Below are 23,286 nucleotides of genomic sequence, written 5' to 3' on the forward strand. Positions count from 1 at the left end.
TTCACCAGCTTGGTATTTTATAAGACCTAATAGTACCAGGAAGAGCAGAATTGATGCATCCAAAATCAAAGGCAAAGGTGATCTAAACATGAGTTCCCTATAAAGGAAGAATGAAAGTGCTACCCGGGTAATTACCAGCAAGATGATAATTCCGGATACTGGTCTTTTGAATGTTTTTATATTGCTCATAAGCTACATAATGGTTCAGATATGTATTCAGCATCCGGCAGAGCAAGTACCAAGCGTATCAAAAGCGGTATTTTCACAATTAAAATAAAGTGAAACGGAGACAATCAGACCTGCCGCGCCGGCCATTCCTCCCGAAATTATTCCAGCTGCTAAACTTCCTCCAATTTCCAAAACAAGCTCGTTTTCGCAAGATGCCATATCAATATTGAACTGTTGGCTACACATACCCGGACAATTTGGGAATTTCATGTTTGCAAACCGCTTATTGAGAGATTTTATCGAGATTTGTTTAACAAGCATATGCGCGAAGCTATTGGTATTTACCTTCTCTGTTTCAAGATACTGAGCTATCTTCTGAAATTCTCTAATAGCTTCGAAAACACGATCAGGGTCTCCTCCCGCTTGATTTACAAATTCCCGAAGATCTTGCTCCGACTTTGTTTTTTGAAGCTTTAAGATCTCTATACTAGAAAGATTACGCTTTTTGACGGGAGACACCAAGTTGGCATTGATGAATAGCAGAAGATCAGCTGCTGCTTCTGCTGCCGTTTCTTGAGAAAGATTGTTGGCATCGACTCTTAGCAGCTTCAACTCGCTACTTGCCTTTCCAATCTGGGCTTTGTCACGTGCAGGCAGCGCATCTCGCTCGTTATTGCACGATAAGGTTGAAATAATGACGAACAAACTGCAAACGAATACTTTGAATAGCTTTTTCATCTTACTGTTTTTTAGTTGTTGATTAATCACTGACTAACATTAGATCTCGATTGAGACCAGGACTAATCAACTCCCAAAAACCTCTTTTCTCCAATCCGTTTATTTTTCGGCTGGCGCCAATGATCAAGGTAATTTTCTACAACCGTTCCTTCTCCTCGTCTGACGCATTATTGTTGTGCCTCCGCTTTCTTGCAAAGGTCTCCTTGCCGAAGCGATAGGTGAATGCAGCTCCGACCCGCCGGGTATCTGTTCTGTTCGTCTGGAAGTATTCCGACCGGATTAAGCTGATAGATCTGTTGTGGTAAACCCAGGAATGAAATATGTCTTCTACTGAAAGCCGGATACTCGCTTTTCCATTCCAGATCTTCTTCTGAACAGAAGCATTGGCGCGGTACATTCCGCTGGTGACAGTTTGGCCTGTAAAATCCCGGCTGGCGTAGTAGCCGCCCAGCTCGGCAGTCATTGTTTTGCTTAACGTGAAGTAATTATTGAGTTCAAAACGGGCGATATTGCTTTTAAAATCAAGCTCTTCGGTAAGTACCTTCCCTTTCAGCCCTACTCTCGAAAGCCGCAAAGTCGTGTTAGTATACCACCATTTAGTAATCGATGCAGAAACTGTGGTGTTGAGCAGCGCCATAAAACCTCCGCCAATGTTGTCCGGCCGGTTTATAAAGATCGTATCGATCGTTTGGGTGGTCGGGAAAATGGTACTGCTGAACTTGTTATAGCTCAGGCCCATATTCAACCATTGCTTACGCTGGTATTTCAGCTCCGCACGGTTCTGGTACTGCGGGTTCAGATCGGGATTCCCTGAGCTATAAGTATACTGATCGCGCTGAAAAAGGAATGGGTTCAGCAGCTGGTAATTTGGCCGGCTGATCCGCCGCACCAGCATTAGACCGAAGGTATTATCGCCTTTTTTGTCAGGTTTGAAGCTTACAAAAGCGCTTGGGAACAAGCCTGTGTATTGTTTCCTGAAAGTGGTGCCGGCAATTGCCTCATTACCCAGTTGAACGCCCTCGACATTTGTGTTTTCAACCCGCAGCCCAAGTTGCACTCCCATTTTGCCCCAGTTCTTTTGTGCATTCAGATAAGCTGCATTGATGTTTTCTTTGTACTTGAAATGATTGGATTGTGTGTTGTTGATGCTCTCACGACCATTTTCAAGATTGTAGTAGTTAAATACATTATCAGTATTGATCAAACTCGACTTAAAACCCGCCTCGATTTTTCTCTTTTTCGCAAACGGATGCACATAATCCGCTTTGGCTGTATATATGTTGAAATCGGCCGGAATGCGGTAAATAAAATCCTCCCGCCTGATCATTTCACCCGAAGGCTCGAATGCGACGTTCCGTAAAAACTGGTTTCCATTATTTACGTAATGCAGGTAATTAGCATCTACGGCCAGCTCGCGCCCTGCTGTATTAAACTTGTGCAACAAATTAAAATTCAATCCTGTATTGTTCCGCGTGTCGCCGCCGCTTGTTCCGCCGGAGCCGGTTACTGCCAGTTGATTAGATGCATCGTAATTCCTGCTGTCGTAATCGAAGTTCCCGTTTCTTTTGGTTCTGTTCAAATTCAGGATCAAGCCCAGCGTGGTTTTCGGCGTCGCTGCAAAGTCGATACCTACATTAGCATTGACACCATTGTTTCTATAAACCTGCTCATTCGTCAGGTCCACCCGCGAAGCCAGCCCGCCTGATTCAGTATAAAATCTTCTGTCAAATACATCTTCACTGTAATTTTTCTCAAAACCATATCCCAGATTGGCAAAGGCATTCCACTTTTTATAGTTATAGTTCAGGTTCAATGCATTGTTTGTTCTTGCATACTTACCCTGGCTCAATCCCGCAGAGAAGCTGCCTGTCAAACCGCCTATCCTGTTTTTCTTTAAGCGAATATCGATCACTGCGTTCCCGCCCGCATCGTATTTCGCCGAAGGATTGTCTATCAATTCTATCTTGTCCAGCAAACCGCCCGGCAGCGATTTCAGGTAAGCAGCCAGATCTGCACCCGACATGTAAGTACTTTTCCCATCAATTAAAACCAGCACGCCACTTTTTCCATTCAAACTAATTTCCCCATTTGCATTTACCGATATGCCAGGTGTTTTTTCCAAAACCTCCATCGTATTGCTCGTCGCACTGCTGATCATCGATTCCACATTCACAATCGTGCGGTCAATTTCCTGCTCAATAAGCGGCTTTTTAGCTTTTACGGTTACTTCTTTTAACTCGATGTTCTTAGCTGGAAGCAATACAATTACCGGCAGCACGATAGAGGAATGCGCACTGTCGAGTGTCATCGGCAGGCTTATGAATCGTTTTTGGCCAAGCGAGGATAAATCCAGCAAAAATGTCCCGCTTTCCAGTGCATTGATCTGAAACCTGCCGCTGGGATCGGTTATCGCGCCTTTTACAAAAACAGAATCAGGCATTTGCAAAACGCGTACGGTCACTCCGGGCAAAACCTCATTTCCGGCATCTTTCACCGTACCCGAGATTGCATGCGGCGCTGTTTGGGCATATAGTCTGCCGACAAAAAGTAAAATGGTTAAAAAACTGCTTATCGTTTTCATGGCTTCATCAATTTGAAAATGTTCTGATGAAGCAAATATTCACAGCAGCGCAGGCGACAGAAAATAATAGTGTCGTAACTTTCCAAATGGCTGACAGACGCTGCAAACAGCGGGTCGAAATGATTGAAAGGGATATTTCTGCATTCTGTCAGGAATTGCGGTGCGTCCGGCAGATAGATTTGAGATGTCAGATCGCGAAATGCACATTTGTGATCTCATAAAATGACACGTCGAAATGGAAACGAAAACGGATATCTGGACAAAGACCGGTTTTTCAACGCGGGATAAATACATTTTCCTCTCTGCCTGCGCCGCCGGGCCGATCTGGGTGGCGATGAATTTCTTCGCAAATACGCTGGGTATCAATGGTGACGAAGCAGTAGCGGCTGCCTTAACCGCATTTTTTCTGGGTGGCGTATTTACCGGAAGGTACCTTGCTGAGCTGGCAACAGTGAGGATTAAGAAGCCACAAAAATTATTGCTGGGTACACTTTTGGTCCTTGTGCTCAGCAATATAGGACTGATGGCGCAGTTTGAATTTACCGATGATAGCTCACGCGCGTTCAATGTTCTGCTGGGTTGGATACTATTTATGACTATCAGTATTACACTGGGGATGGTCGTTAAACTTTTGCGCGCAATTGGCTCCAACGAATTACAGGAGGCACGGAGCCAGGCGGCGCATAGCAAGAGCGAGCTGCATTTGCTCCAATCGCAGTTAAGTCCGCATTTTTTGTTTAACACATTGAATAACCTGTACGGACTATCCATTACGCAGCACGAGAAAATTCCGCCTCTGTTGCTCAAACTGGCTGATTTGCTGCGCTATTCCGTTTACGACGCCAGCGAAATGTTCGTCCCGCTCAAAGATGAGCTGGCATATATTGAGAACTACATTGATTTCGAAAAAATCAGGATTGGCGAGCGGCTGCAACTGACTACGGATATTGAAAAAATAGCCGATACACAAATTCAGATCGCACCGATGCTGCTGATCGTATTTGTGGAAAATGCATTTAAACACTCAAAGAACACAACCGACGAGAAGATTTACATCGATATCTCCATTAAAACCTGGAATGGACTGATCTTGTTTTCTGTCAAAAACTCGCGCGGACCGGCGAAAGAGGAAGTGAAGATCTTTGAAAAAAACAGCGGTTTCGGATTGCCGAATGTTAAAAAACGCCTCGAACTGCTTTATCCAAATGCACACGAGCTGACGATCAAAGAGGAGGCGGATTCTTACCAGGTCATTTTGAGACTTAATGCGCATTAAAATGCAGAAAATCAATTGCCTCATAGTCGACGACGAGCCCATCGCGCGGGATATCCTCAAAACTTACTGCGCGCATTTTCCCTATCTGAATGTGGCAGGTTCAGTTGGCAACGCATTGGAAATCAAACCAATTTTGTATGAGCAAAAAGTCGATATTCTTTTTCTGGATATCAATATGCCGGTTATGGACGGAGTTACCTTTTTGAAAACACTCAAAAATCCGCCGCAAGTCATTTTCACAACTGCTTACCGCGAATATGCGCTCGATGCATTCGAACTTTCAGCTTGTGATTACTTACTGAAACCGTTCTCGTTGGAACGCTTTGTTGTGGCAGTTGACAAAGCGGTCGAACGATTGCAGCCAGGTAACCCGCCGGCTTTCGAAACTGCTGCTCAAAAGCCCGATGATTTTATTTTTATAAAAACGGACGGCAAAATTTTCAAAGTACTGTTTAATGAACTGCTTTACGCGGAAGCCAGTGGTAACTACATTAAAATAGTACTTACAACCAGCACGCTGCTCCCGGCGATGACATTCTCGAACTTCGAAGACATGCTGCCGAAAGCCACCTTTATCCGCATTCACCGCTCCTTTATCGTCAACAAATCAAAGATCAGCCACATCGAAGGCAACCGCATTTTCCTCAACCAAACCGAGCTACCGATCGGGACGAGCTATCGCGAGGGTTTATTGAAAGAGCTCGGGCTGAATTCATAAGTAACTTCTTACTAAGCCGCAAGTTGTTCTCATTATTTACCAGTCAATAAGTCATATCCGCCGACAGCACATCGGCAAAGAAGCCGTATACAGTACTTCATACATTGTTAACAGATCTGCCTGACTTCAATGCGATCTATTATAACTCTTGTATCAGGTCTGCTATCAATGAATTGTTCCCGAATATTGCCACGTCTGATATGTACCTGCATTATCTTCTCCTACTTTTTCCTGATCATACTGCATGCTGTTAACATCCCAAGGGGTGACGACCTTTATTGTCTGCTGTTGTTTACCCAATCTTTCAGGGATGCCAAAAGCTGGACACAATGTTTTCAGTTGCTGTTTGAACAATGGGTCGAGCATCGCATCATCTACTCCCGACTCACTGCGCTGGCTTCCTACTGGCTGCATGGCACCCTGAATTTCAAAACGATTATGATAATAGGCAATGCGTCGCTGCTTGGCATCACATTTCTTATTTACAGACTCCTGCAAAGAATTGGCTTATCGATTTCCTATCTGTTACCAGTGGTATTAACACTTTTCAGCCCGGTTATGTATGAAGGAAATCTCTGGGCAGGAGCAGCTACGGTTTACATGCCGGTATGTTTTACCGGCATGTTATCTATTTACTTACTTACCGTTCCTTCGCGCATCGCTTTCGTATCGGCAGTGTTTGCTGCAATATTAGCTACCTATTCTTTTGGCAATGGGATGTTTACTTTTCTTGCTGGATGCGCCGTTTTACTGTATCTGAAAAAAACTCTGACAGCCTGCCTGTGGATGCTCGTTGGTCTGGCCGCTGCACTAATATATTTTGGTGGTTTCAAAACCCACAGTGCAACGAGCGCATTTGACTGGGCAGTTCATTTCCGATATCCCGCATACATTTTCTACAATTTTTCCGCGTTTGTAGGAGGAATATTCAACTACTATGAGAATGTCAATGGCCCAGTTGCCTTACAGAATACTCCCGCCATTTTGTGTGGTGTCGCAATATCTGTTTTTATAGCTTGGAGCCTGTTTAAAATTGCTACCACTCGGTCGCACGATGAGCGCGGAATGTTCGCTGTCAAAGCTACGTGGATAGGATTTGTTATTTTTATCGGCATTACTTCTGTGGTAATTGCCTATTCCAGAACCTCGGCACCACAAATGACGGTGGTTTCCAGCAGGTACAAGATCTACTCAATGACTGCCTTTCTGCTGGTTTACCTGTGGTGCCTTATCTCTTTTAAAAAGCAAAGGACTATCGGGATTATTTTTGCGACTACCAGTGCAATTCTGCTCGTATTTAATTACTTTGTTTACTATGAAAAGTTTGTTAACTATAAGTCGCACAGCTTAGCTGGCCTCTTTAATTATACAAACCGTGGCCAATGGATCATATACAACGGCTCATACTTTGAAGGTGCAAGCAAGCTGATTTGCGATAGTATCCGCAACAACCCTAAGCCGGTTTTTCATTTCCAGCCTGTTTTCCACGAGCTTAGTAGGGAAGCACTCAGCAAAGCACCTGCTTTGCTTGATGTGCGGGTTATTGAGAACAAACATTCTTCCAACCGATTTATAAGCAGTATTTCTGTTGGCACTAATGCATTTCCTACCACGCCCAATATGTCGCAGGGAGTGTATTTGGTTATGTACAATGAAGAAGATATCGTTCTTTTTGCTGCAAATCCATTGAAAAACGGGAGGTTTAATATGCTGCGGCAGCGGAATTATTTCAAGCCTGGATTTTACCTGGAAGAAGACATCCATAGAGCGATGCGCAAGGGCAAGGTCTACAAACTTGCCGTGTTCTGTCCGACAGAAAAGGAGAAGCTCAGGCTGATTAATCACCAAATTACGGGTATATAACCCCCGGAGATACTGAGCCAAACAGCCCCCGTCAACTCTTTTTTCGCATTTTAGTTTTGAGTAAAATGCATTCATCAAATTTGGAGTAATTGCGCTATACCAGCAATTTATTCTGACATTATGACTACCATAAAACAATCTATTTTCTAACACTTATTATACTATTTCAAGAATTTTTAGTTTTTTGTTTTTATGTGAACAAATCCTGTATGTTTGTGTTGTTAAATACACATTATTCATTAACATACTTTATTTCAATTAGTTATAAAATGTCATATATAGAACCAGCTCCCATTAAGGACAAAGAAAATCCTTTGGAGTCAATGATGCAGCGTTTTGATAAAGCAGTGGACATTCTAGGAATATCCGAAGAAATGTACCATATATTGAAAGTACCACGCAAGCAGGTAATTGTCGGTTTGCCAGTCACAATGGACTCAGGCGAGATCCGGACTTTTGAAGGTTACCGCGTGATCCACTCTACCATCCTGGGCCCGAGCAAAGGCGGTATCCGTTTTGATCCGGATGTAAATCTCGACGAAGTGCGCGCGCTTGCCGCGTGGATGACGTGGAAATGCGCAGTAGTGGATATTCCTTACGGAGGCGCAAAAGGTGGCGTTGCTTGTAATCCAAGAGAAATGTCTGCCGGTGAGATCGAACGTTTGATGCGCGCTTACACCACTGCATTGCTCGATGTTTTCGGCCCCGACCAGGATATTCCTGCACCGGATATGGGAACCGGCCCGCGTGAAATGGCGTGGTTAATGGATGAATACTCCAAATCGAAAGGAATGACAGTACCCGCAGTGGTAACAGGGAAGCCGCTCGTCCTGGGTGGGTCACTGGGCCGAACGGAGGCAACGGGCCGCGGCGTAATGGTTTCGGCACTTGCCGGAATGGAGAAGCTGCGCATTAATCCTTACCGCGCTACTGCGGCTGTGCAGGGTTTTGGTAACGTAGGCTCACACGCGGCTATGCTGCTCCGCGACCGTGGCGTGGCTATTCACGCGATCAGTGATATTTCCGGTGCGTATTACAACGACAAGGGAATTGATATTGCTGCCGCAGTAGCTTACCGCGACGGCAATAAAGGTTCGCTCGAAGGCTTTGCCGGCGCAGAACTTATTCCAGGTGACGATCTGCTCACATTACCTGTCGACGTACTGGTACCAGCCGCCAAAGAAGATGTAATTACCCGGAAAAACGTGTCGGGCATTCAGGCAAAAATGATCGTCGAAGGCGCAAATGGGCCTACTTCTTCCAAAGCCGACGATATTATCAATGAAAAAGGAATTATGGTTGTGCCGGATATTCTAGCCAATGCTGGCGGCGTGACTGTTTCTTATTTTGAATGGGTTCAAAACAGGATCGGCTACAAATGGACGCTCGAACGGATCAATCGCCGTACCGACCGGATCATGAAAGATTCATTCGATAAAGTCTACGAAATTTCACAAAAACACAAAGTATCACTCCGCATCGCTGCATATATTGTTGCGATCGACAAGGTTTCGAGTACCTACAAGTTTAGAGGCGGGTTTTAGGAAGTCATTGGTGGTCATTTATTGTCATTGAGGTCATTGAGGTTATTTATGTTGTAGTAGATGTTTAGGCAAACTAGCACACTTCCGACACTAACAACAATAATGACTATAAATGACTGTTAAATGACCACCAATAACCCCCTTTCCCTCAACATTACCCCTACATTAACAAACCCCGCCGCTGCATCTTCTTAAAGACAGAAATGTTAACTTTAAGGCAACAAAGCAGCTCAGTATGTCATTAAGTCCGCGTTTTATCGCATTTATCCTCGCTTTCCTTATCTCGCTCATTACCACTACATTTCTTGCATTTGTAGACGGTGTTTCAAAGGGTATGTTGTTCGTTGTGGCGATTGCCTCCTTTATCTCATCCTTCTTCCTGGTATTGTATGCCGTCGACATCCTGGTTTTCCGGGAGGTGAACAAAATGTACCGTACAATACACAAGCTGAAAATGCGCGATTTCAATATGGCGCCGCGCAAAAAGCTGATCCAGGAATCAAATCCCCTGAAAACGATCAACGATGAAATTTTTGTTTATGTAACCAAAAAACAGAAAGAGATCGACGAGCTTAAAAAGCTGGAATTGTTCAGAAGAGAGTTCCTGGCCGACGTTTCGCACGAATTCAAAACACCTATTTTCGCAGCTCAGGGCTTTATTCACACATTGCTTGATGGCGCCATGGAGGACGAGAATGTACGTGAAAGGTTCCTTAGAAAGGCCGCCAATAACCTTGATAGTCTTGATGTACTGGTTAAAGACCTGCTGGTTTTATCCCAGATGGAAACCGGCGACATTAAGATGAACCTGCTGCCTACGGACATCCGTCAAATGACAGTCAACATTTTCGGTCGGCTTGAAAATATCGCCAAATCCAAGAATGTAGTGCTGAAAGTGAAACCCGACGAGCTGCCGGAAGTCTGGGTAATGGCCGACGCCGACCGGATGGAGCAGGTAATGCTCAACCTGATCGAGAATGCGATCAAATACGGAAATGAAGGCGGAAAAGTAGTTGTACAGTTTAGTGAAGGCAAAAAATACATGGAGGTGGCTGTGAGAGATACCGGCCCGGGTATCCCACATGAACATTTGAACCGTATATTTGAGCGTTTCTATCGGGTAGACAAAAGCCGGAGTAAGGAAATCGGCGGCACCGGTTTGGGATTGGCGATCGTAAAGCACATACTGAATGCGCATAATACCAAAATTGCAGTGATGTCAAAGCCCGAGAAAGGAACGACTTTCTCATTCAAACTTGAAAAAGCCTTTGGTACCACACACGCCGAGGCTGGGGAGGAAGAAATAACAGCCCAGTTGAATTCTTAACATTTCAAATCCATAAACCATTAAGCATGTTTGTACATAACGTATTTTTCTGGCTCAAAGAAAAAGACAACGCTGCAGCGCGGGAGCAACTTCTGGCAGGTATCAAGTCCCTGGAAGCGATCGAATCCATTGAATCCGTTTACATCGGCACCCCAGCCGCAACCCGTCGCCCGGTTATTGACGCCACTTACGACTTTGCCGAAATCCTGGTCTTCGCCGACGAGGCTGCACACGACGTGTACCAGGTTCACCCACTTCACAAAAAGTTCGTAGAAGAGAACTCGCACCTTTGGGAGCGTGTGCTGATCTACGACGTAGAGGCATAACCGAATGCAAACATTTGTTAACAGGTTATCCACAACCAGTATGTGGATAACCTGTTAACAAATCCACATTAACCGCAAATACAGCGTGTTAACCTGCATTTACGAGTTATTTACACTGTGGATAACTTATTTGACAACACGTTTGCCAGCTGCCTGATGGCACTATTCACGGAATGGGATCGTTTTATAGAAAGCACAAAACGAACGAAGCCATGAGAACAAACAGAGTCATGTTGTCGGTGATCGTAACGATTATTACAGCAATAAGCATTTCATCCTGTACCTACCGGGCCTCCTACAATCCTGGCTATGATTATGGTTACAGGCACGGGCATCGGTATTATTACCGCGCACCAGCTCCACCGCCACGTGTAGTGGTCGTGAAGCCGCACCGCCGGGTAATACATGCGGATCACTACAGACCAAGCCGACAAAATGATAAAGTATACAGACGTCAGTATAACCGGGGCAACCGATATGGTCATGGAAACAGGACCAGGGGACCAAGATGACGTAAACATTTTAAGCCTTAATTAAACGGGCCGGAAGCCGGAGATAACTCTTCGCTTTCCGGCCTGTTCTTTTATCTATGCATATACTCGATATACTGGAATCAAATGCTGAGTTGTATCCGGGCAAACTGGCTTACGGCTTTTTAGGCAAAGACGGCGAATTGACCGAGCAGATACTTTACGCTGAGCTAAGTCAGCAGGTAAATGTCATTTCGGCCGGGCTCTCCGATCGATATCAGCCAGGCTCGCGCGTGCTGATTTTGCTGCCTGCGGAGGCAGCCTTTATCCGCTTCTTTCTTTCGTCTCTGAAAGCACAACTAGTTGCAGTACCTTGCCCGATTGGTTACTCCGAATCGGGTATTCACCGGATCCTGAATATTATCCGCAATTGTGAAGCGGCAGCGATCATCACCAACAGAAAAACCTTTAAAATGCTTTTCCAAAGGCAAAATGATGCCGTAAAATCGTTAAAGGATTGTTCTGTTGAGTGGCTGTTTACCGATGAAATGGCATTTGATACCGCGCCTGTCAGCAATGCGGTTCAGAAAATTGATCCTCACCAAACGGCTTACCTGCAATATACCTCCGGCTCGACTAGCCTTCCTAAAGGAGTGATGATCAGTCACGCCAATCTGGTGGCTAACCTGAGTGCGATCAACAACTGTTTTGGAAGAACTGCCGATGATGTTTCGTTGACCTGGCTGCCGCATTACCATGATATGGGCCTGGTAGACGGACTTTTATCTCCTTTGTATACGGGCGGAACAGGGATTGTCATTTCTCCTCTTTTATTCATTACCAAACCGTTTTTGTTCCTTCAGGCTATCAGTAACTACCGTGCAGGATTTTGTGGAGGTCCCGGTTTCGGACTTGATCATTGTGTTGCCAGAATATCCGGCGAACAGCTCGAAACACTGGATCTGAGTTCTTTGCGCGTGCTATATGTAGGTGCGGAACCGATACGCATATCCAGCCTCGAAAGGTTTGCTGAAACCATGAAAGTCACCGGGTTCCGGCGCAACAGCCTGGTACCCGCCTATGGATTGGCCGAAGCTACACTGGCCGTGAGCTTACATTTGAATGGAACGCCGATGGTCTACCACAAAACAGCTGACCATTCCAAGGAGGTAGTCGCCTGCGGGCCGCCGGTGGAGTTTACCGAAGTTGCGATCGTTTCGCCAGAGACAAAGCAGGCATTACCACCGACCGAAACAGGTGAGATATGGGTCAAAAACGCTGGTGTGGCATTGGGATACTGGAAAAACCCGGAAGCTACGCAAGCTACTTTTCGGGCATATACCAGTGATGGCGACGGACCTTATCTGAGAACGGGGGATCTGGGCTTTATGGAAAACGGGAAACTCTTTATTACCGGCCGCACCAAAGAGCTGATTATCATCCGCGGCGTGAATTACTATCCGCAGGATATTGAAGAGGTGGTCGCCGAAAGCCACGTGGATGTTCAACCCAATGCAACTGCCGCCTTCTCAGTCAATACCGAAATTGGCGAATCGCTCGTGATTGTAGCAGAAGTAAGACGTATAGCACAGACAGATGAAGATTTGGATCAGATCAGGAACAAGGTCGCGCACAGTGTCGGGCTTGCATTTGGATTGATTCCTCACAAAATTCTGCTGATCCCTCCGGGTAAGCTACCGAAGACTTCCAGTGGGAAAATTCAGAGGCTGCATGCCAGGGAATTATTTGGTAGTTTTGACTAAAACAATGAATTACTATAATGAATAAAACATTTACAGAAATCTCTGGTTGGATCGTTGAGAGCATTGCGCGCCATGCAGAAATGGATCCTACGCAGGTGCAGGTAGACGCGGACATCGTCAATTTCCGGCTGGACTCCCTTATTTTGGTCAACATCACAGCCGACCTGGAAGAGTGGCTCGGCATGGAGCTAAGTCCATCCATATTCTGGGAAATGGGCACGATCGCAGCTACAACCCACTGGATATTAGAGAATCAAGAAGTTTAGTCTATATTGCTGCCTCTTATCTACTTACAATCGTTCATAATCAGTAACCTATGTCTGCAACGACTATCTGGTCGTCACAAAACGAGATTAGCCAAAACTATTCTGAGCTGATCGGAAATATGCGACAATCCAATCCGGTTCATTTCAATATGTTCGGGGACCTGGTCGTCATGGATTACAAGAATGTCAAGCGGGTATTCTCAGACTCTGAAAATTTCAGGAATTTCGACTTTACCGAGCGATTCAAGATCGTGTCGGCTATTGCGAACAATGATCCCGCCCTGCTGGAATTCGGAGAAAGCCTTCGATACTGGCTTTTGTTTATGAACGGCGACCGGCATGCTGAACACCGCCGTTTCGTAAATAAGAAGTTTTACGAGGCCGATTATGAGAAAATAACACACGACGCTATTCACGATGTACTGACCACGTACCGGGACAGGGAAGAAGCTGATCTGGTTGAAGTTGCACGAAAATTCAGCTTTCTGATTATCAGCAAGATCATCAATCTTGAAAGTTCTGATTACGATTTTATTCAGAAATTCTCCTATGTCATCACACTGATATTTGAAAAAACGCTTTCTGTGAAAGATTTACTGGAATGTGCCAGTATGTCGAGACAGTTCAGCAGCTATCTCTCCCAAACACTCAGCCGCCAGGAAAAAGACCTAACCCGCAGCCTTCTGGTGGAAATGAATGAGATAATGGGTACTTCCCGCATCCATGAACTGATTGGTACCTGGGAATTTCTGGTGAATGCAGCCACTGAAACCACCACCCTCCTGCTGACCAGAAGCATTGCCACATTAATCGACAACAAAGACAGGCCAATTAACTGGAATTCACACACCGAATGTGCAATAGCAGTAGAAGAACTGATCCGTTATGTAAGCCCTGTCAACTGGATTCCCAGGCAAATTCACCAATCCATGGAGTTTGAAGGTCTTGCATTGAAAAAGGGAAAAACGGTGCTCGTCGGAATTGCCTCTGCCAATCGTGACCCTGCTGTTTTTCAGGATCCGGATACATTTATACCTGCCCGCAAACCCAATCCTCATATCGGCTTTGGCTTTGGCATACACCATTGCGTCGGCGCCAGACTCTCCCGATTTGAGATGCAAAAATTCCTTCCTGCATTTATGTCGGCCTTTCCGAATATCCGGCTACACCCTGAGAAACCCTGTGAATGGGATTCCAAAGTATTTTTCCGGGGGTACAAAAGTTTGCCGGTATTGTTAAGATAGTGGCATAATGATCAAGTTTACAGACTTCTCATACTTCCTATTCCTGCTGCTGATCGTCCCTGCATATTACTGGACGCCCAACACCCGCAAATGGATCCTGCTGCTTGCATTGAGTATCCTTTTCAATATCAGCTGGAGTGGCTGGTATGTACTTGTCTGGATTGTACTTGTTACGATTTGCTACTTTTCGGGAAAATACCTGGCAAACCAGGCGCATTCCAAACAGCGCCGAAAAACGGTTTTAACCTTTTCCGTGATCGTTTGCCTCTCGCCTTTGCTATTTTTCAAATACCTGATTCCCGTTAGTAATTCTTATTCTGCGGTTGCCCTCAACTGGCTTGCGCCTATTGGCATCTCCTACTACACTTTTCTGATCATCGGTTATTTGACTGATATTCAGAGGAGATACATCAAACCGGAGCAACACTGGGGTTACCTCGCATTGTATCTGGGCTTTTTTCCGACGATACTGGCCGGCCCCCTGGAACGTGCGCGGCAATTGCTGCCGCAACTCCGAAATCCGGTCAGCTACCAGCCCGACAATATCAAAGCAGGTATTTACTTTATTGTCTGGGGTTTATTCAAGAAAATCGTACTGGCTGCGAGACTAGCTGAACTGACTGATCCCGTTTTCGCGAAGCCTGAAAATTTCACCGGCTTCTCAGTAATGCTCGCCATTCTGTTGTTTTCAGTGCAGCTATACTGCGATTTTTCCGGCTATTGCGACATAGCAATGGGCTCTGCCAGGATGCTCGGGATTCGGCTAAGCAAGAATTTCGCCAATCGCTATTACTTCACCCCTTCCCGCACCGAATCCTGGAATCTCTGGAACATCTCTGTGACATCCTGGTTTCGCGATTATGTCTTTTTTAATATCAGCAAAGGCGTTACTAACCCGGCAAGACTGGAATTAAACCGCCTGTTAACCTTTATTATCACCGGTTTGTGGCACGGGCCGAGCTGGTCATTTGTGATATGGGGTGCGCTGCAATGGGCTTACATTAACTTCGAGATGCGGACGAAACATTTCTGGCAGAAGTTTTATTCAAAGCTTGGATTTCAGCTCGGCTCTTCGTCGCACAATGTCTGGCGCATCATTGTCAGGCTATTAACCGGCACGTTGATCATGGGCTGGTTCCGCGCTGCGGAGCTAAGTGCCGGGTTGCGTTTGTACGGAAGCATGTTCGGGTTTTCTTCCGGTACCATGTCGCTGATAAGTCCTGCTTTCCTGCTTACCCTCAGTTTATTTCTGATTATGGATTATTTCAATTATCAGATGGGCGAGAAAGAAGACATCGCGTCGTACTTAATGAAAAGAACCACTGCAAGACGAAGGGTTTCTCTGCTTTTACTTACCCAAATCATCCTAATATTTGGAAGACCCTACGTAGCCAATTTTTACTATATTCAATTCTGATTCGCAGTGCAAAACGTGATCAAAATATCGGGGCAAAATGGTTAGTACAATTATCAAATGGCTGCTGGTAATTATTGGAATCAAACTCATTGTGGTTTTAATCACTATTCCATTCACCCCCGATCCGAGAAGGGATCTCGCTGTCAGAGAAGAAATGTACCGCAAGTTCAATCCCAATGCCGTTTTCATTGGTACCAGCCGGACTCTGTATGCATTGGATTCCCGGTTATTTGACTCCCTGAACCGAAATGAAACGCGAACCTACAACATGGGTCTTTTCAACCTGCCTGCTTCCCAGGCGTTCAATATCGCTGAGCGGATCATTGAAAGAGATACCGCTGTAAGAAACATCTTTATAGAGTTAAGTGCCCTGGATTACAACACCATACTTTTAAGTCCAACCCGTGTTCTCCCCGATTTTGTATTCAGGACAAAGGTTATGGCCGGCTGTTCCACTATCGAAGTTTCGGATAAAATAGAAAGCTTCCTGGCCGGGCTAAATACATCGTTGTATCAAATGCTTTCGATTGCGCCCCAGATTGTTTTGGCAAAAAAAGCAATGCGTACCTCGTCAGATCCGATCGAAGGCACTCCATGGTTGCGGCCCGACGGTCACCAGCCCGTCAACCTGGGAGGTACTAACCAGACTGCATATATCCACAGAAGCAAAAAATCGACTGCGCAAATGATGGCGGCGAGGCAAACCAAAGAAGCCAATCAGTATTACATTGACCAGATTAACGGCCTCATTCTGAGCGCAAGCAAACGTAAAAAGAAGATCACGTTTTGCTTTCCTAATAACCTTTTGCATACCGAATTCCTCATTCTTTCGCAGGTAGCTCCCTATATTCCCGAGCATAACCTGATCCGTTTGCCCGCTGATTCGCGGTTTGAAGCACTTTTTGATCCAGGTAATTCCTTTGACGCACATCATCTAAACCAGCAGGGAGCGAAAATATACACGCGATTTCTGCAAGAGGAATTTTCAAAGAGATCACACCCTTTGACCGATAATATCTGATGCTTGTTTTCGCCATTCTTGCCTATCTGCTCGCGAACCTCGGCATTGGCCTCTGGGCTTCGCGGCGCATTTCTACCACGCAGGACTTTGTACTGGCAGGCAGGCGGCTCCCGCTGGTCCTGGCGGCTTCCGCTACTTTTGCCACCTGGTTTGGCTCCGAAACAATCATGGGCGCGCCAAATGAATTTGTGAAACACGGTTTGCTCGGCGTGATAGAAGACCCCTTTGGCGCAGCACTTTGCCTGTTGCTGGTCGGACTGTTCTTTGCCCGCAAATTCTATGAAATGAACATTATCACGTTCTGTGATTTTTTTAAAATCCGCTACGGCCGGAAAGCTGAACTGTTGTCTGCTGTTTTGATCATTCCTTCCTATTTCAGCTGGATTGCCGCGCAGTTGCTCGCAATGGGATTTGTGCTGAATGTAGTGCTGGGCTGGCCTCTCACCACCTGCATTATCGGCAGCTCTTTCGTCGTGATCGTTTATACGATCTGGGGCGGAATGTGGTCCGTGTCCATCACAGATTTCTTCCAAACGATCATGATCATATTCGGTCTGATCGCAGTCGCAGTGGTGCTTTATCAGGAAGTAGGCGGCTTTCGACCGCTGATCAATGCAGTTCCTGAGGACTTTTTCCGGTTTTATCCCCAGTTTACTTTCAAAGGTTACGTCGAGTACTTCGCTGCCTGGATCACGATCGGCCTGGGTTCTATTCCTCAGCAAGATGTATTTCAGAGGGTTATGTCCGCAAAAACAGCAAAAATTTCGGTGCAGGCTACATTGCTTTCCTCGTTTATGTACATCACAGTCGCATTAATCCCCCTGTTTATCGGCTTATGCGGCAACTATCTTTATCCCGGAGGCGATATAAATGATCAGCTGGTAATCCCCAAAATGGTCATGAAACACATGGGACTTCCTTTGCAGATCGTGTTTTTTGGCGCATTGGTCTCAGCTATCCTGAGTACGACCAGCAGCGCGATCATGGCGCCGGCAGTGGTGTTGGGAGAAAATATTTTCAAGTTTTTCAGACCGGAACTTACGGACAAGAAGCTCCTGAGGATTATCCGCGTGGGTATTGTCGTGATCACTTCCATTTGCATTGTACTGGCAGTTACCCGCGAAAGTATCTTCGAGCTTGTGGCTGAATCTTCTGCTTTTAGCCTGGTTTGCCTGTTTGTTCCGCTGGCTGCGGGCGTATACTGGAAAGCCACCAACGAAATAGGTTGTCTGCTGGCAATGGTGGCAGGATTGATCGTCTGGATCGCCTGTGAGTTTGCGGGCACCGAATATCCCGCGTTGATATACGGGTTGCTCGCCAGTTTGCTGGGAATGATCCTGGGTATAATCCTGGAAAGACTATACCCGGATCAGCTTCGCCTGCGTACTAAATAATGAACTTGGCCACGCCGCCGTCTACTTTCAGCGCGGACCCGTTGGTGCCGGACGAAAGCGGGCTCGCTACATAGGTAACGAGATTGGCAATCTCCTCAACGGACGCAAACCTTTGCAGCAAAGAAGTAGGTCGGGCTGTTTTAAAGAAATCTTTCTCCGCCTCCTCAAATGACTGATTATTAGCTGCGCCAAGCTGCTTTACAAAATCGGCTACACCTTCGGATTTCGTTGGTCCTGGCATGACGGTGTTTACAGTCACGTCCGTGCCTTTTGTCAGCTCAGCGAGCCCGCGGCTTACACCCAGCTGCGCCGTTTTTGTGGTTCCGTAATGGATCATTTCTTCCGGGATATTCACCGCCGATTCGCTCGAAATAAAAATGATACGGCCCCAGTTTTTGGCCAGCATTTTAGGCAGGAAATAGCGCGAGAGTCTTACGCCGCTCATTACATTGACTTCAAAAAACTTGAACCATTCTTCATCCGTGATATCGGTAAATGGTTTTGGTTCAAAAATCCCTGCATTATTCACGAGGATGTCAATTTCAGGTAGTTTTTCCAGCAAACCTTTTACTTCTTCTGCTTTGGAAAAATCAGCGGCAATGCCGGAGATAGCCGCGCCGGGAATTGCCTGCTGCAACTTTGCAACAGCTTCATTTACTTTACCTTCCGATCTTCCATTAAGAATCACACTGGCGCCTTCCTGCGCCAGACTGCGGGCAATCGCCAATCCTATTCCCTGCGTTGAACCACTTACAAACGCCGTTTTCCCATTAAGTTGTAAATCCATAATTTTTTGATATTATTCAAAGAAAATTCACTCCTGACCAGCGCCTTTTTGACTTGGCTGCTCATATAAGGAGTCGATTGGATAACAAGCTATACCCTAAAAACATCCACGCATGAGAACACTTTATCTCTTTGCATTTTTGCTCTGCCAAACCGTTTCCTTCGCGCAGGGACCCAGGATTTTGATCGTTACCGCCCACCCCGACGATGAAACAATGTTTCCGGTAACTGTTTTCAAAACCACCCGCGAGCTGAAAGGTTCTGCTGATCTTGCATTGATTACCGACGCTTCCGGCGGCTATAACGGACTTGTGGCTTCGAGTTATTACGGATTAAATATGGTTGATTCGACAACAGGGAGAAAACATCTGCCTTTGATACGAAAAAAGGAAATCATGGCTTCGGGAGAGATCCTGGGAATTGGCAATTTCTTCTTCTTTGACCAGCGAGATGATTACTACAACCTGAATGAAAAACCTTATCTGGAAGGTAAAAACTGGGATATCAGGTACATTGAAAAGAAGCTCGACCAGATTCTGGCTCAGGGTAACTACGATTTTGTTTTCTGTCTGGTCCCGCACGAAGGGCAGCACGCGCACCACAAAACAGCATCCATCAGTGCCATTCGTGCAGTTCAGCGATTTAAAGGTGCAAAAAAGCCTGTTGTGCTGGGCGGACAAGCGCAGAACAAAGGATACACTTTCAAGTTTTCAGGACTGGCCGGTTATCCCGAGACTAATATTGCTTCCGATGCGCCTGTGTTTGAATTTGATAGGTCGGCAGGTTTTGGAGAGGATAACAAACACAGCTACATGATAGTGGCTGACTGGGTGAAAGCGGCGCACAAATCTCAGAGCGGCGATATGAACCAGGCAATGCACCGCGGCGACCTGGAAACATTCTGGTATTTCTCGCTGAATGGAGAAGCAGGCATTTCAAAAACAAAAGCCTTTTTTGAAGCAATCAACAATGCAGGATATTCCAAAAAGTAGCGTTATCTGCTCTGCATTACCATAAATAAGGAACTGCCAAATGGAGCCTTCTGCAGCAATGCAGATTCGGTTTTAGTAACTGTTCTGAGGACGGAATTAATGAAGTTACCGGGGTATTTCACGTCGGAATCAACTTCATCAACATTGATTGCCTTCGATTTGATCTGGTACTTCTGCCACTGGCGGACTGCCAGAATGGGAAGCGACAGCAGGAAAGGCCAGTAGGTATTATGTGCAATTTTCAATCCCGCTGCTTTGCTGTATTTGTCAAAATCAGCAATCGTAAATCTGCGCTGGCTTCCTACTGCGAGATCGTGAATGCCCGAGAAAGCCTCAAATGCGTGGATATTGATTAATAAAAGTCCATTAGCACGCAGCCGTGAGTTGAAATGCTGTAATGCATTGACAATCTCTTCATCCGTAAGAAAGTAAAGCGCATCGTTGCAGCATATCACATCGAATATTTCGCCTGGCTGAAACAAATGCACATTGCGCAAATCGCCGAAAGTGACGTTCAGCTTTCGCTCGCCTGCAAAGTCGATCGCGTGTTGCGAGTAGTCAAAGCCGGTTAGGTTATGATAGCCATTTTCCTGCAAAAAGGACAGCAGTCCGCCGGTACCACAAGCCGCATCAAGTATTTGAACTGATTTATTATTTTGCCCGAAATGCTTCTGAACCTGACTTAAAACACGCCCATGCAAGCTCTGATACCACCATAGCTGCCTTTCCACTTCATACATGCGCTGATATTCCAGGCGGTTGTCGATCATACGGGCTCCTCGCTGTTATACTTGATCACATACTGCGGCTGGCCACTTTGTGCCATAAAACTTTTACCAATATATTCACCCAAAACACTCAGCAGCGTGCATTGTATCCCGCCAATGAAGATGAAAGTAGCGGTTACTACCTGCCAGCCTTTCGGGTCCGGCCCGATCAGCCATTGAATGGTCAGAAATAACAAAAGGAAGAACCCTAATGCAAATAACCCGACTCCGATCGGCATAAAGAGGCGGATGGGCAGGGAAGAATAGCAGAAAAGGATATTCAGAAAAAGCGAAATCAGCTTCTGCCAATTGTAATTGGAAACTCCTTCCTCCCGCTTCAAATGCGCTACTTGTACCGTACCAATGTTTCTGGTGATCCTGAAAATCAGCCCGTCAATGTAAGGATAGGGTCCCTGGTATTTGATGATTTCCCGCACCACTTCTCTCCGGATCAGCTTGAAGCTTGACAGGTAGAGATCCTTGGGTTTGTTGAGCAGGTAGCTTGTCAGCCAGTTCACAAACCTGCTTCCCAGGTTTCGGCTTACGGAGTGTTGTTTTTTGGAATAATAGGTATAAACGACATCGTGCCGTCCGTTTTCCGCTACCTCTATCAATCTCAGGATTTCTTCCGGCGGGTTCTGAAAGTCGTCGTCGATCATGACGCAATATTCACCGTAAGCCCAGTTGAGACCGCACATTACTGCATTGAATTCACCGTAATTACGACGAAGCGAAATGAAACGCACATTGGTAAATGCATCAGCAATTTGCAAACAGACCGCCTCTGAATTGTCGCGGCTGCAATCATTTACCAAAACAATTTCAAAAGTGATATCAGATAGTGCCTGTTGTAATTTTTCCACCAGCGGTCTCAGGGTCTTCTCGCTGTTGTACACTGGAATAATAACAGACAATTTCATGAATGAAAAGTGAATTGATTGACGGTTTCGATGATGTAAGTGACCTCGTCCTCTTTCAGAACGGGATTAAGCGGCAGACTGACTACCTCGCGATGAATTTGCTCGGTAATGGGAAAACTAAGGTCGTTCAAAGATGCATAAGCCTGCTGCTTGTGGATCGGTAAAGGATAATGAACGTTGGTCTGTATATTTTTTGAGTCCAGATATGAAATCAACTCCTCGCGCTGCGGATGCCGCACGACAAACAAATGCCAGGAATCTTCCTGAATGCGGTCGGCTGGTGGCAGGGTAAGTGCTTCCAGATTGATCTCTTCGAGGTACCTTTTGGCAATCTGGCGCCTTGTTGTGTTTTCTGCATCGAGATAAGGCAGTTTCACATTGAGGATCGCAGCCTGTATTTCGTCCAGCCTGCTGTTGACACCCTGGTAATCATTTTTATAGCGCTGCAAAGAGCCGTAATTGCGCAAGTACCTGATCTTTTCAGCAAGTTCCGCGTCCGATGTGACCACCGCGCCTGCGTCGCCCAATGCACCCAGATTCTTGGTCGGATAAAAGCTGAATGCAGTTGCATGCGCTATTCCGCCCGTTTTTTTATGCTGATAATAAGTGCCGTGCGCCTGGGCGGCATCGGTGATCACTTTCAGATTATGTTTCGCGGCCAGCTGCATAATCTGGTCCATTTCACAGCTTCTTCCGTATAGATCAACTGTGATGATCGCCCTGGTTTCCGAGGTAATTGCCGCTTCTATCAAAGCAGGATCGAGCAACATCGTATTCCGGTCGGGCTCTACGAAAACGGGTTTCAGGTGAAGATAACTGAGTGGCAGTACCGACGCGATGTAAGTATTGGCAGGCACGATCACCTCACTTCCAGGTGGAAAATCCAAGGCTTTTAAAATCAGGGTAATTGCATCCAGCCCATTCGCCACGCCCACACAATGCTGTGCTTCACAATAGCCGGCGAAAGCTTCTTCAAATGCTTTGAGTTCGTTACCCAGGATATACCAGCCAGACCTGATCACGCGCAAGGAAGCTTCTTCAATTGTCTTCAAATACGGCGCATTGACCAGGTTTAAGTCCAGGAAAGGGATCATTGCGTGAGCAGCTGTTTCAGAACGTAAGGTTCGTCGATATAATCCGCCTTGTCGTAATACTCATTGGAAAGTACCAGCAGAATCGCATCAGCAGAAAAGGTGTCCATGGTATGCCAGTCGCGGGGTTCCAGGATCAGGCAGGATGCAGGATTATCCAGTGTGAAATATTCCTCCGTTTCGCCGTTATTGGAATACACCCGGCAGCTTCCGTGAATGCAGATCAATGCATTCCAGGTTTTATGGTGCCGGTGCCCGCCACGCGACGAGTCCCCTGTACCATAGATATAGAACACGCGCTTTATTGTTCCGGGAATAATCTTCTCGAACACGGTCAGATTACCCGAATCGGTATTGAAAGTATCTAAAGTAATTAATAGCGGCATATATAATACCCTGTTAGGAAGCGGCTTGCGCCATTTGAGTTGTATAGCTGAAACCAGGACCGAAGCTCATGCTCCCTTGAAAATACACAAATATTCCCGACATAAAAAAGACGGTGAGCGAGCGGCCTTTATGGATTATTTTATAACTATTTGGTTTCAAGTTACAAATAGTGAAAGATCGGACACTCTTAACAAATTATTAATCAAACATTTACAAAAATAAAATAG

At 45.9% G+C, this 23,286-nt stretch carries 21 protein-coding genes; 14 read left to right on the top strand and 7 right to left on the bottom strand.

Features of this window, described 5'->3' with window-relative positions; translation table 11 throughout:
* Window positions 1–216: 216 nt before the first annotated feature.
* Together ASG33_RS25050 and ASG33_RS25055 are read right to left on the bottom strand one after the other, a co-directional pair.
* Window positions 217–906, bottom strand: a complete 690-nt coding sequence (locus ASG33_RS25050) for a hypothetical protein (RefSeq protein ID WP_056292146.1) — start codon at window positions 904–906, stop codon at window positions 217–219.
* Between the two features lie 136 nt (window positions 907–1,042).
* Window positions 1,043–3,487, bottom strand: coding sequence for an outer membrane beta-barrel family protein (locus ASG33_RS25055; RefSeq protein ID WP_056292149.1), 2,445 nt, complete (start codon window positions 3,485–3,487; stop codon window positions 1,043–1,045).
* Window positions 3,488–3,722: 235 nt separating this feature from the next.
* On the opposite strand from ASG33_RS25055, the gene ASG33_RS25060 reads away from it, so the two are divergent.
* From ASG33_RS25060 to ASG33_RS25120, 13 genes are all read left to right on the top strand, one after another.
* A complete protein-coding gene (locus ASG33_RS25060; RefSeq protein ID WP_056292153.1) occupies window positions 3,723–4,763 on the top strand; it encodes a sensor histidine kinase in 1,041 nt (346 codons plus the stop codon).
* 1 nt (window position 4,764) lies between these two features.
* The gene (locus ASG33_RS25065; RefSeq protein ID WP_056292353.1) at window positions 4,765–5,481 is read left to right on the top strand and encodes a LytTR family DNA-binding domain-containing protein; all 717 of its coding nucleotides are present in this window, start codon (window positions 4,765–4,767) and stop codon (window positions 5,479–5,481) included.
* A 186-nt stretch (window positions 5,482–5,667) separates the two neighbouring features.
* A complete protein-coding gene (locus tag ASG33_RS25075; RefSeq protein WP_157474961.1) occupies window positions 5,668–7,344 on the top strand; it encodes a hypothetical protein in 1,677 nt (558 codons plus the stop codon).
* Between the two features lie 269 nt (window positions 7,345–7,613).
* Window positions 7,614–8,888, top strand: coding sequence for a Glu/Leu/Phe/Val dehydrogenase (locus ASG33_RS25080; RefSeq protein WP_056292163.1), 1,275 nt, complete (start codon window positions 7,614–7,616; stop codon window positions 8,886–8,888).
* A 235-nt stretch (window positions 8,889–9,123) separates the two neighbouring features.
* On the top strand, window positions 9,124–10,215 hold the full coding sequence (locus ASG33_RS25085) for a cell wall metabolism sensor histidine kinase WalK (RefSeq protein WP_056292168.1): 1,092 nt from the start codon (window positions 9,124–9,126) through the stop codon (window positions 10,213–10,215).
* Between the two features lie 26 nt (window positions 10,216–10,241).
* Window positions 10,242–10,541, top strand: coding sequence for a Dabb family protein (locus ASG33_RS25090; RefSeq protein WP_056292172.1), 300 nt, complete (start codon window positions 10,242–10,244; stop codon window positions 10,539–10,541).
* 212 nt (window positions 10,542–10,753) lie between these two features.
* Window positions 10,754–11,053, top strand: coding sequence for a hypothetical protein (locus tag ASG33_RS25865; protein WP_157474964.1), 300 nt, complete (start codon window positions 10,754–10,756; stop codon window positions 11,051–11,053).
* A gap of 77 nt (window positions 11,054–11,130) precedes the next feature.
* Window positions 11,131–12,774 carry a fatty acyl-AMP ligase gene (locus ASG33_RS25095; RefSeq protein WP_056292181.1) on the top strand — a complete coding sequence of 548 codons (1,644 nt, stop codon included), beginning with the start codon at window positions 11,131–11,133 and terminating at the stop codon, window positions 12,772–12,774.
* Between the two features lie 17 nt (window positions 12,775–12,791).
* Window positions 12,792–13,040, top strand: a complete 249-nt coding sequence (locus tag ASG33_RS25100; protein WP_056292185.1) for an acyl carrier protein — start codon at window positions 12,792–12,794, stop codon at window positions 13,038–13,040.
* 50 nt (window positions 13,041–13,090) lie between these two features.
* Entirely contained in the window at window positions 13,091–14,284 is a 1,194-nt protein-coding gene (locus tag ASG33_RS25105) for a cytochrome P450 (protein WP_082489403.1), read from the top strand.
* Window positions 14,285–14,291: 7 nt separating this feature from the next.
* Complete coding sequence (locus ASG33_RS25110) at window positions 14,292–15,701, top strand: MBOAT family protein (protein WP_056292188.1); 1,410 nt, start codon at window positions 14,292–14,294, stop codon at window positions 15,699–15,701.
* Window positions 15,702–15,738: 37 nt separating this feature from the next.
* Entirely contained in the window at window positions 15,739–16,722 is a 984-nt protein-coding gene (locus ASG33_RS25115) for a hypothetical protein (protein WP_056292192.1), read from the top strand.
* The gene (locus ASG33_RS25120) at window positions 16,722–18,116 is read left to right on the top strand and encodes a sodium:solute symporter family protein (RefSeq protein ID WP_056292199.1); all 1,395 of its coding nucleotides are present in this window, start codon (window positions 16,722–16,724) and stop codon (window positions 18,114–18,116) included. The genes ASG33_RS25115 and ASG33_RS25120 overlap by 1 nt, the downstream gene beginning before the upstream one ends.
* Here the strand turns inward: ASG33_RS25120 and ASG33_RS25125 are convergent.
* The gene (locus ASG33_RS25125) at window positions 18,109–18,903 is read right to left on the bottom strand and encodes an SDR family NAD(P)-dependent oxidoreductase (protein ID WP_056292202.1); all 795 of its coding nucleotides are present in this window, start codon (window positions 18,901–18,903) and stop codon (window positions 18,109–18,111) included. The two genes, ASG33_RS25120 and ASG33_RS25125, sit on opposite strands and share 8 nt — an antisense overlap.
* A 112-nt stretch (window positions 18,904–19,015) precedes the next feature.
* Here ASG33_RS25125 and ASG33_RS25130 point away from each other — a divergent pair, with 112 nt between their 5' ends.
* Window positions 19,016–19,894 (top strand): PIG-L family deacetylase, encoded by an 879-nt coding sequence (locus tag ASG33_RS25130; RefSeq protein WP_056292205.1) that lies wholly within the window; start codon window positions 19,016–19,018, stop codon window positions 19,892–19,894.
* Window positions 19,895–19,896: 2 nt separating this feature from the next.
* On the opposite strand, the gene ASG33_RS25135 is transcribed toward ASG33_RS25130, so the two are convergent.
* From ASG33_RS25135 to ASG33_RS25150, 4 genes are read right to left on the bottom strand one after another with little or no spacing between them, the layout of a single operon-like run.
* Window positions 19,897–20,664, bottom strand: coding sequence for a bifunctional 2-polyprenyl-6-hydroxyphenol methylase/3-demethylubiquinol 3-O-methyltransferase UbiG (locus ASG33_RS25135; protein WP_056292208.1), 768 nt, complete (start codon window positions 20,662–20,664; stop codon window positions 19,897–19,899).
* On the bottom strand, window positions 20,661–21,581 hold the full coding sequence (locus ASG33_RS25140) for a glycosyltransferase family 2 protein (protein ID WP_056292211.1): 921 nt from the start codon (window positions 21,579–21,581) through the stop codon (window positions 20,661–20,663). The genes ASG33_RS25135 and ASG33_RS25140 overlap by 4 nt, the downstream gene beginning before the upstream one ends.
* Entirely contained in the window at window positions 21,578–22,675 is a 1,098-nt protein-coding gene (locus ASG33_RS25145) for a DegT/DnrJ/EryC1/StrS aminotransferase family protein (RefSeq protein ID WP_056292214.1), read from the bottom strand. Before ASG33_RS25145 ends, ASG33_RS25140 begins: the two co-directional genes overlap by 4 nt.
* Complete coding sequence (locus ASG33_RS25150; RefSeq protein ID WP_056292217.1) at window positions 22,672–23,058, bottom strand: FdtA/QdtA family cupin domain-containing protein; 387 nt, start codon at window positions 23,056–23,058, stop codon at window positions 22,672–22,674. The genes ASG33_RS25145 and ASG33_RS25150 overlap by 4 nt, the downstream gene beginning before the upstream one ends.
* Window positions 23,059–23,286 lie beyond the last annotated feature (228 nt).

The organism is Dyadobacter sp. Leaf189, assembly GCF_001424405.1.
Taxonomy (GTDB): domain Bacteria; phylum Bacteroidota; class Bacteroidia; order Cytophagales; family Spirosomataceae; genus Dyadobacter.

Excerpts from the sequence above, each read along its gene's own strand:
- ASG33_RS25135 (WP_056292208.1), bottom strand. The coding sequence starts at position 20,664 with ATGATCGACAACCGCCTGGAATATCAGCGCATGTATGAAGTGGAAAGG.
- ASG33_RS25100 (WP_056292185.1), top strand. The coding sequence starts at position 12,792 with ATGAATAAAACATTTACAGAAATCTCTGGTTGGATCGTTGAGAGCATT.
- ASG33_RS25130 (WP_056292205.1), top strand. The coding sequence starts at position 19,016 with ATGAGAACACTTTATCTCTTTGCATTTTTGCTCTGCCAAACCGTTTCC.
- ASG33_RS25050 (WP_056292146.1), bottom strand. The coding sequence starts at position 906 with ATGAAAAAGCTATTCAAAGTATTCGTTTGCAGTTTGTTCGTCATTATT.
- ASG33_RS25065 (WP_056292353.1), top strand. The coding sequence starts at position 4,765 with ATGCAGAAAATCAATTGCCTCATAGTCGACGACGAGCCCATCGCGCGG.
- ASG33_RS25060 (WP_056292153.1), top strand. The coding sequence starts at position 3,723 with ATGGAAACGAAAACGGATATCTGGACAAAGACCGGTTTTTCAACGCGG.
- ASG33_RS25080 (WP_056292163.1), top strand. The coding sequence starts at position 7,614 with ATGTCATATATAGAACCAGCTCCCATTAAGGACAAAGAAAATCCTTTG.
- ASG33_RS25110 (WP_056292188.1), top strand. The coding sequence starts at position 14,292 with ATGATCAAGTTTACAGACTTCTCATACTTCCTATTCCTGCTGCTGATC.
- ASG33_RS25125 (WP_056292202.1), bottom strand. The coding sequence starts at position 18,903 with ATGGATTTACAACTTAATGGGAAAACGGCGTTTGTAAGTGGTTCAACG.
- ASG33_RS25095 (WP_056292181.1), top strand. The coding sequence starts at position 11,131 with ATGCATATACTCGATATACTGGAATCAAATGCTGAGTTGTATCCGGGC.
- ASG33_RS25055 (WP_056292149.1), bottom strand. The coding sequence starts at position 3,487 with ATGAAAACGATAAGCAGTTTTTTAACCATTTTACTTTTTGTCGGCAGA.
- ASG33_RS25120 (WP_056292199.1), top strand. The coding sequence starts at position 16,722 with ATGCTTGTTTTCGCCATTCTTGCCTATCTGCTCGCGAACCTCGGCATT.
- ASG33_RS25145 (WP_056292214.1), bottom strand. The coding sequence starts at position 22,675 with ATGATCCCTTTCCTGGACTTAAACCTGGTCAATGCGCCGTATTTGAAG.
- ASG33_RS25090 (WP_056292172.1), top strand. The coding sequence starts at position 10,242 with ATGTTTGTACATAACGTATTTTTCTGGCTCAAAGAAAAAGACAACGCT.
- ASG33_RS25865 (WP_157474964.1), top strand. The coding sequence starts at position 10,754 with ATGAGAACAAACAGAGTCATGTTGTCGGTGATCGTAACGATTATTACA.
- ASG33_RS25140 (WP_056292211.1), bottom strand. The coding sequence starts at position 21,581 with ATGAAATTGTCTGTTATTATTCCAGTGTACAACAGCGAGAAGACCCTG.
- ASG33_RS25085 (WP_056292168.1), top strand. The coding sequence starts at position 9,124 with ATGTCATTAAGTCCGCGTTTTATCGCATTTATCCTCGCTTTCCTTATC.
- ASG33_RS25105 (WP_082489403.1), top strand. The coding sequence starts at position 13,091 with ATGTCTGCAACGACTATCTGGTCGTCACAAAACGAGATTAGCCAAAAC.
- ASG33_RS25150 (WP_056292217.1), bottom strand. The coding sequence starts at position 23,058 with ATGCCGCTATTAATTACTTTAGATACTTTCAATACCGATTCGGGTAAT.
- ASG33_RS25115 (WP_056292192.1), top strand. The coding sequence starts at position 15,739 with ATGGTTAGTACAATTATCAAATGGCTGCTGGTAATTATTGGAATCAAA.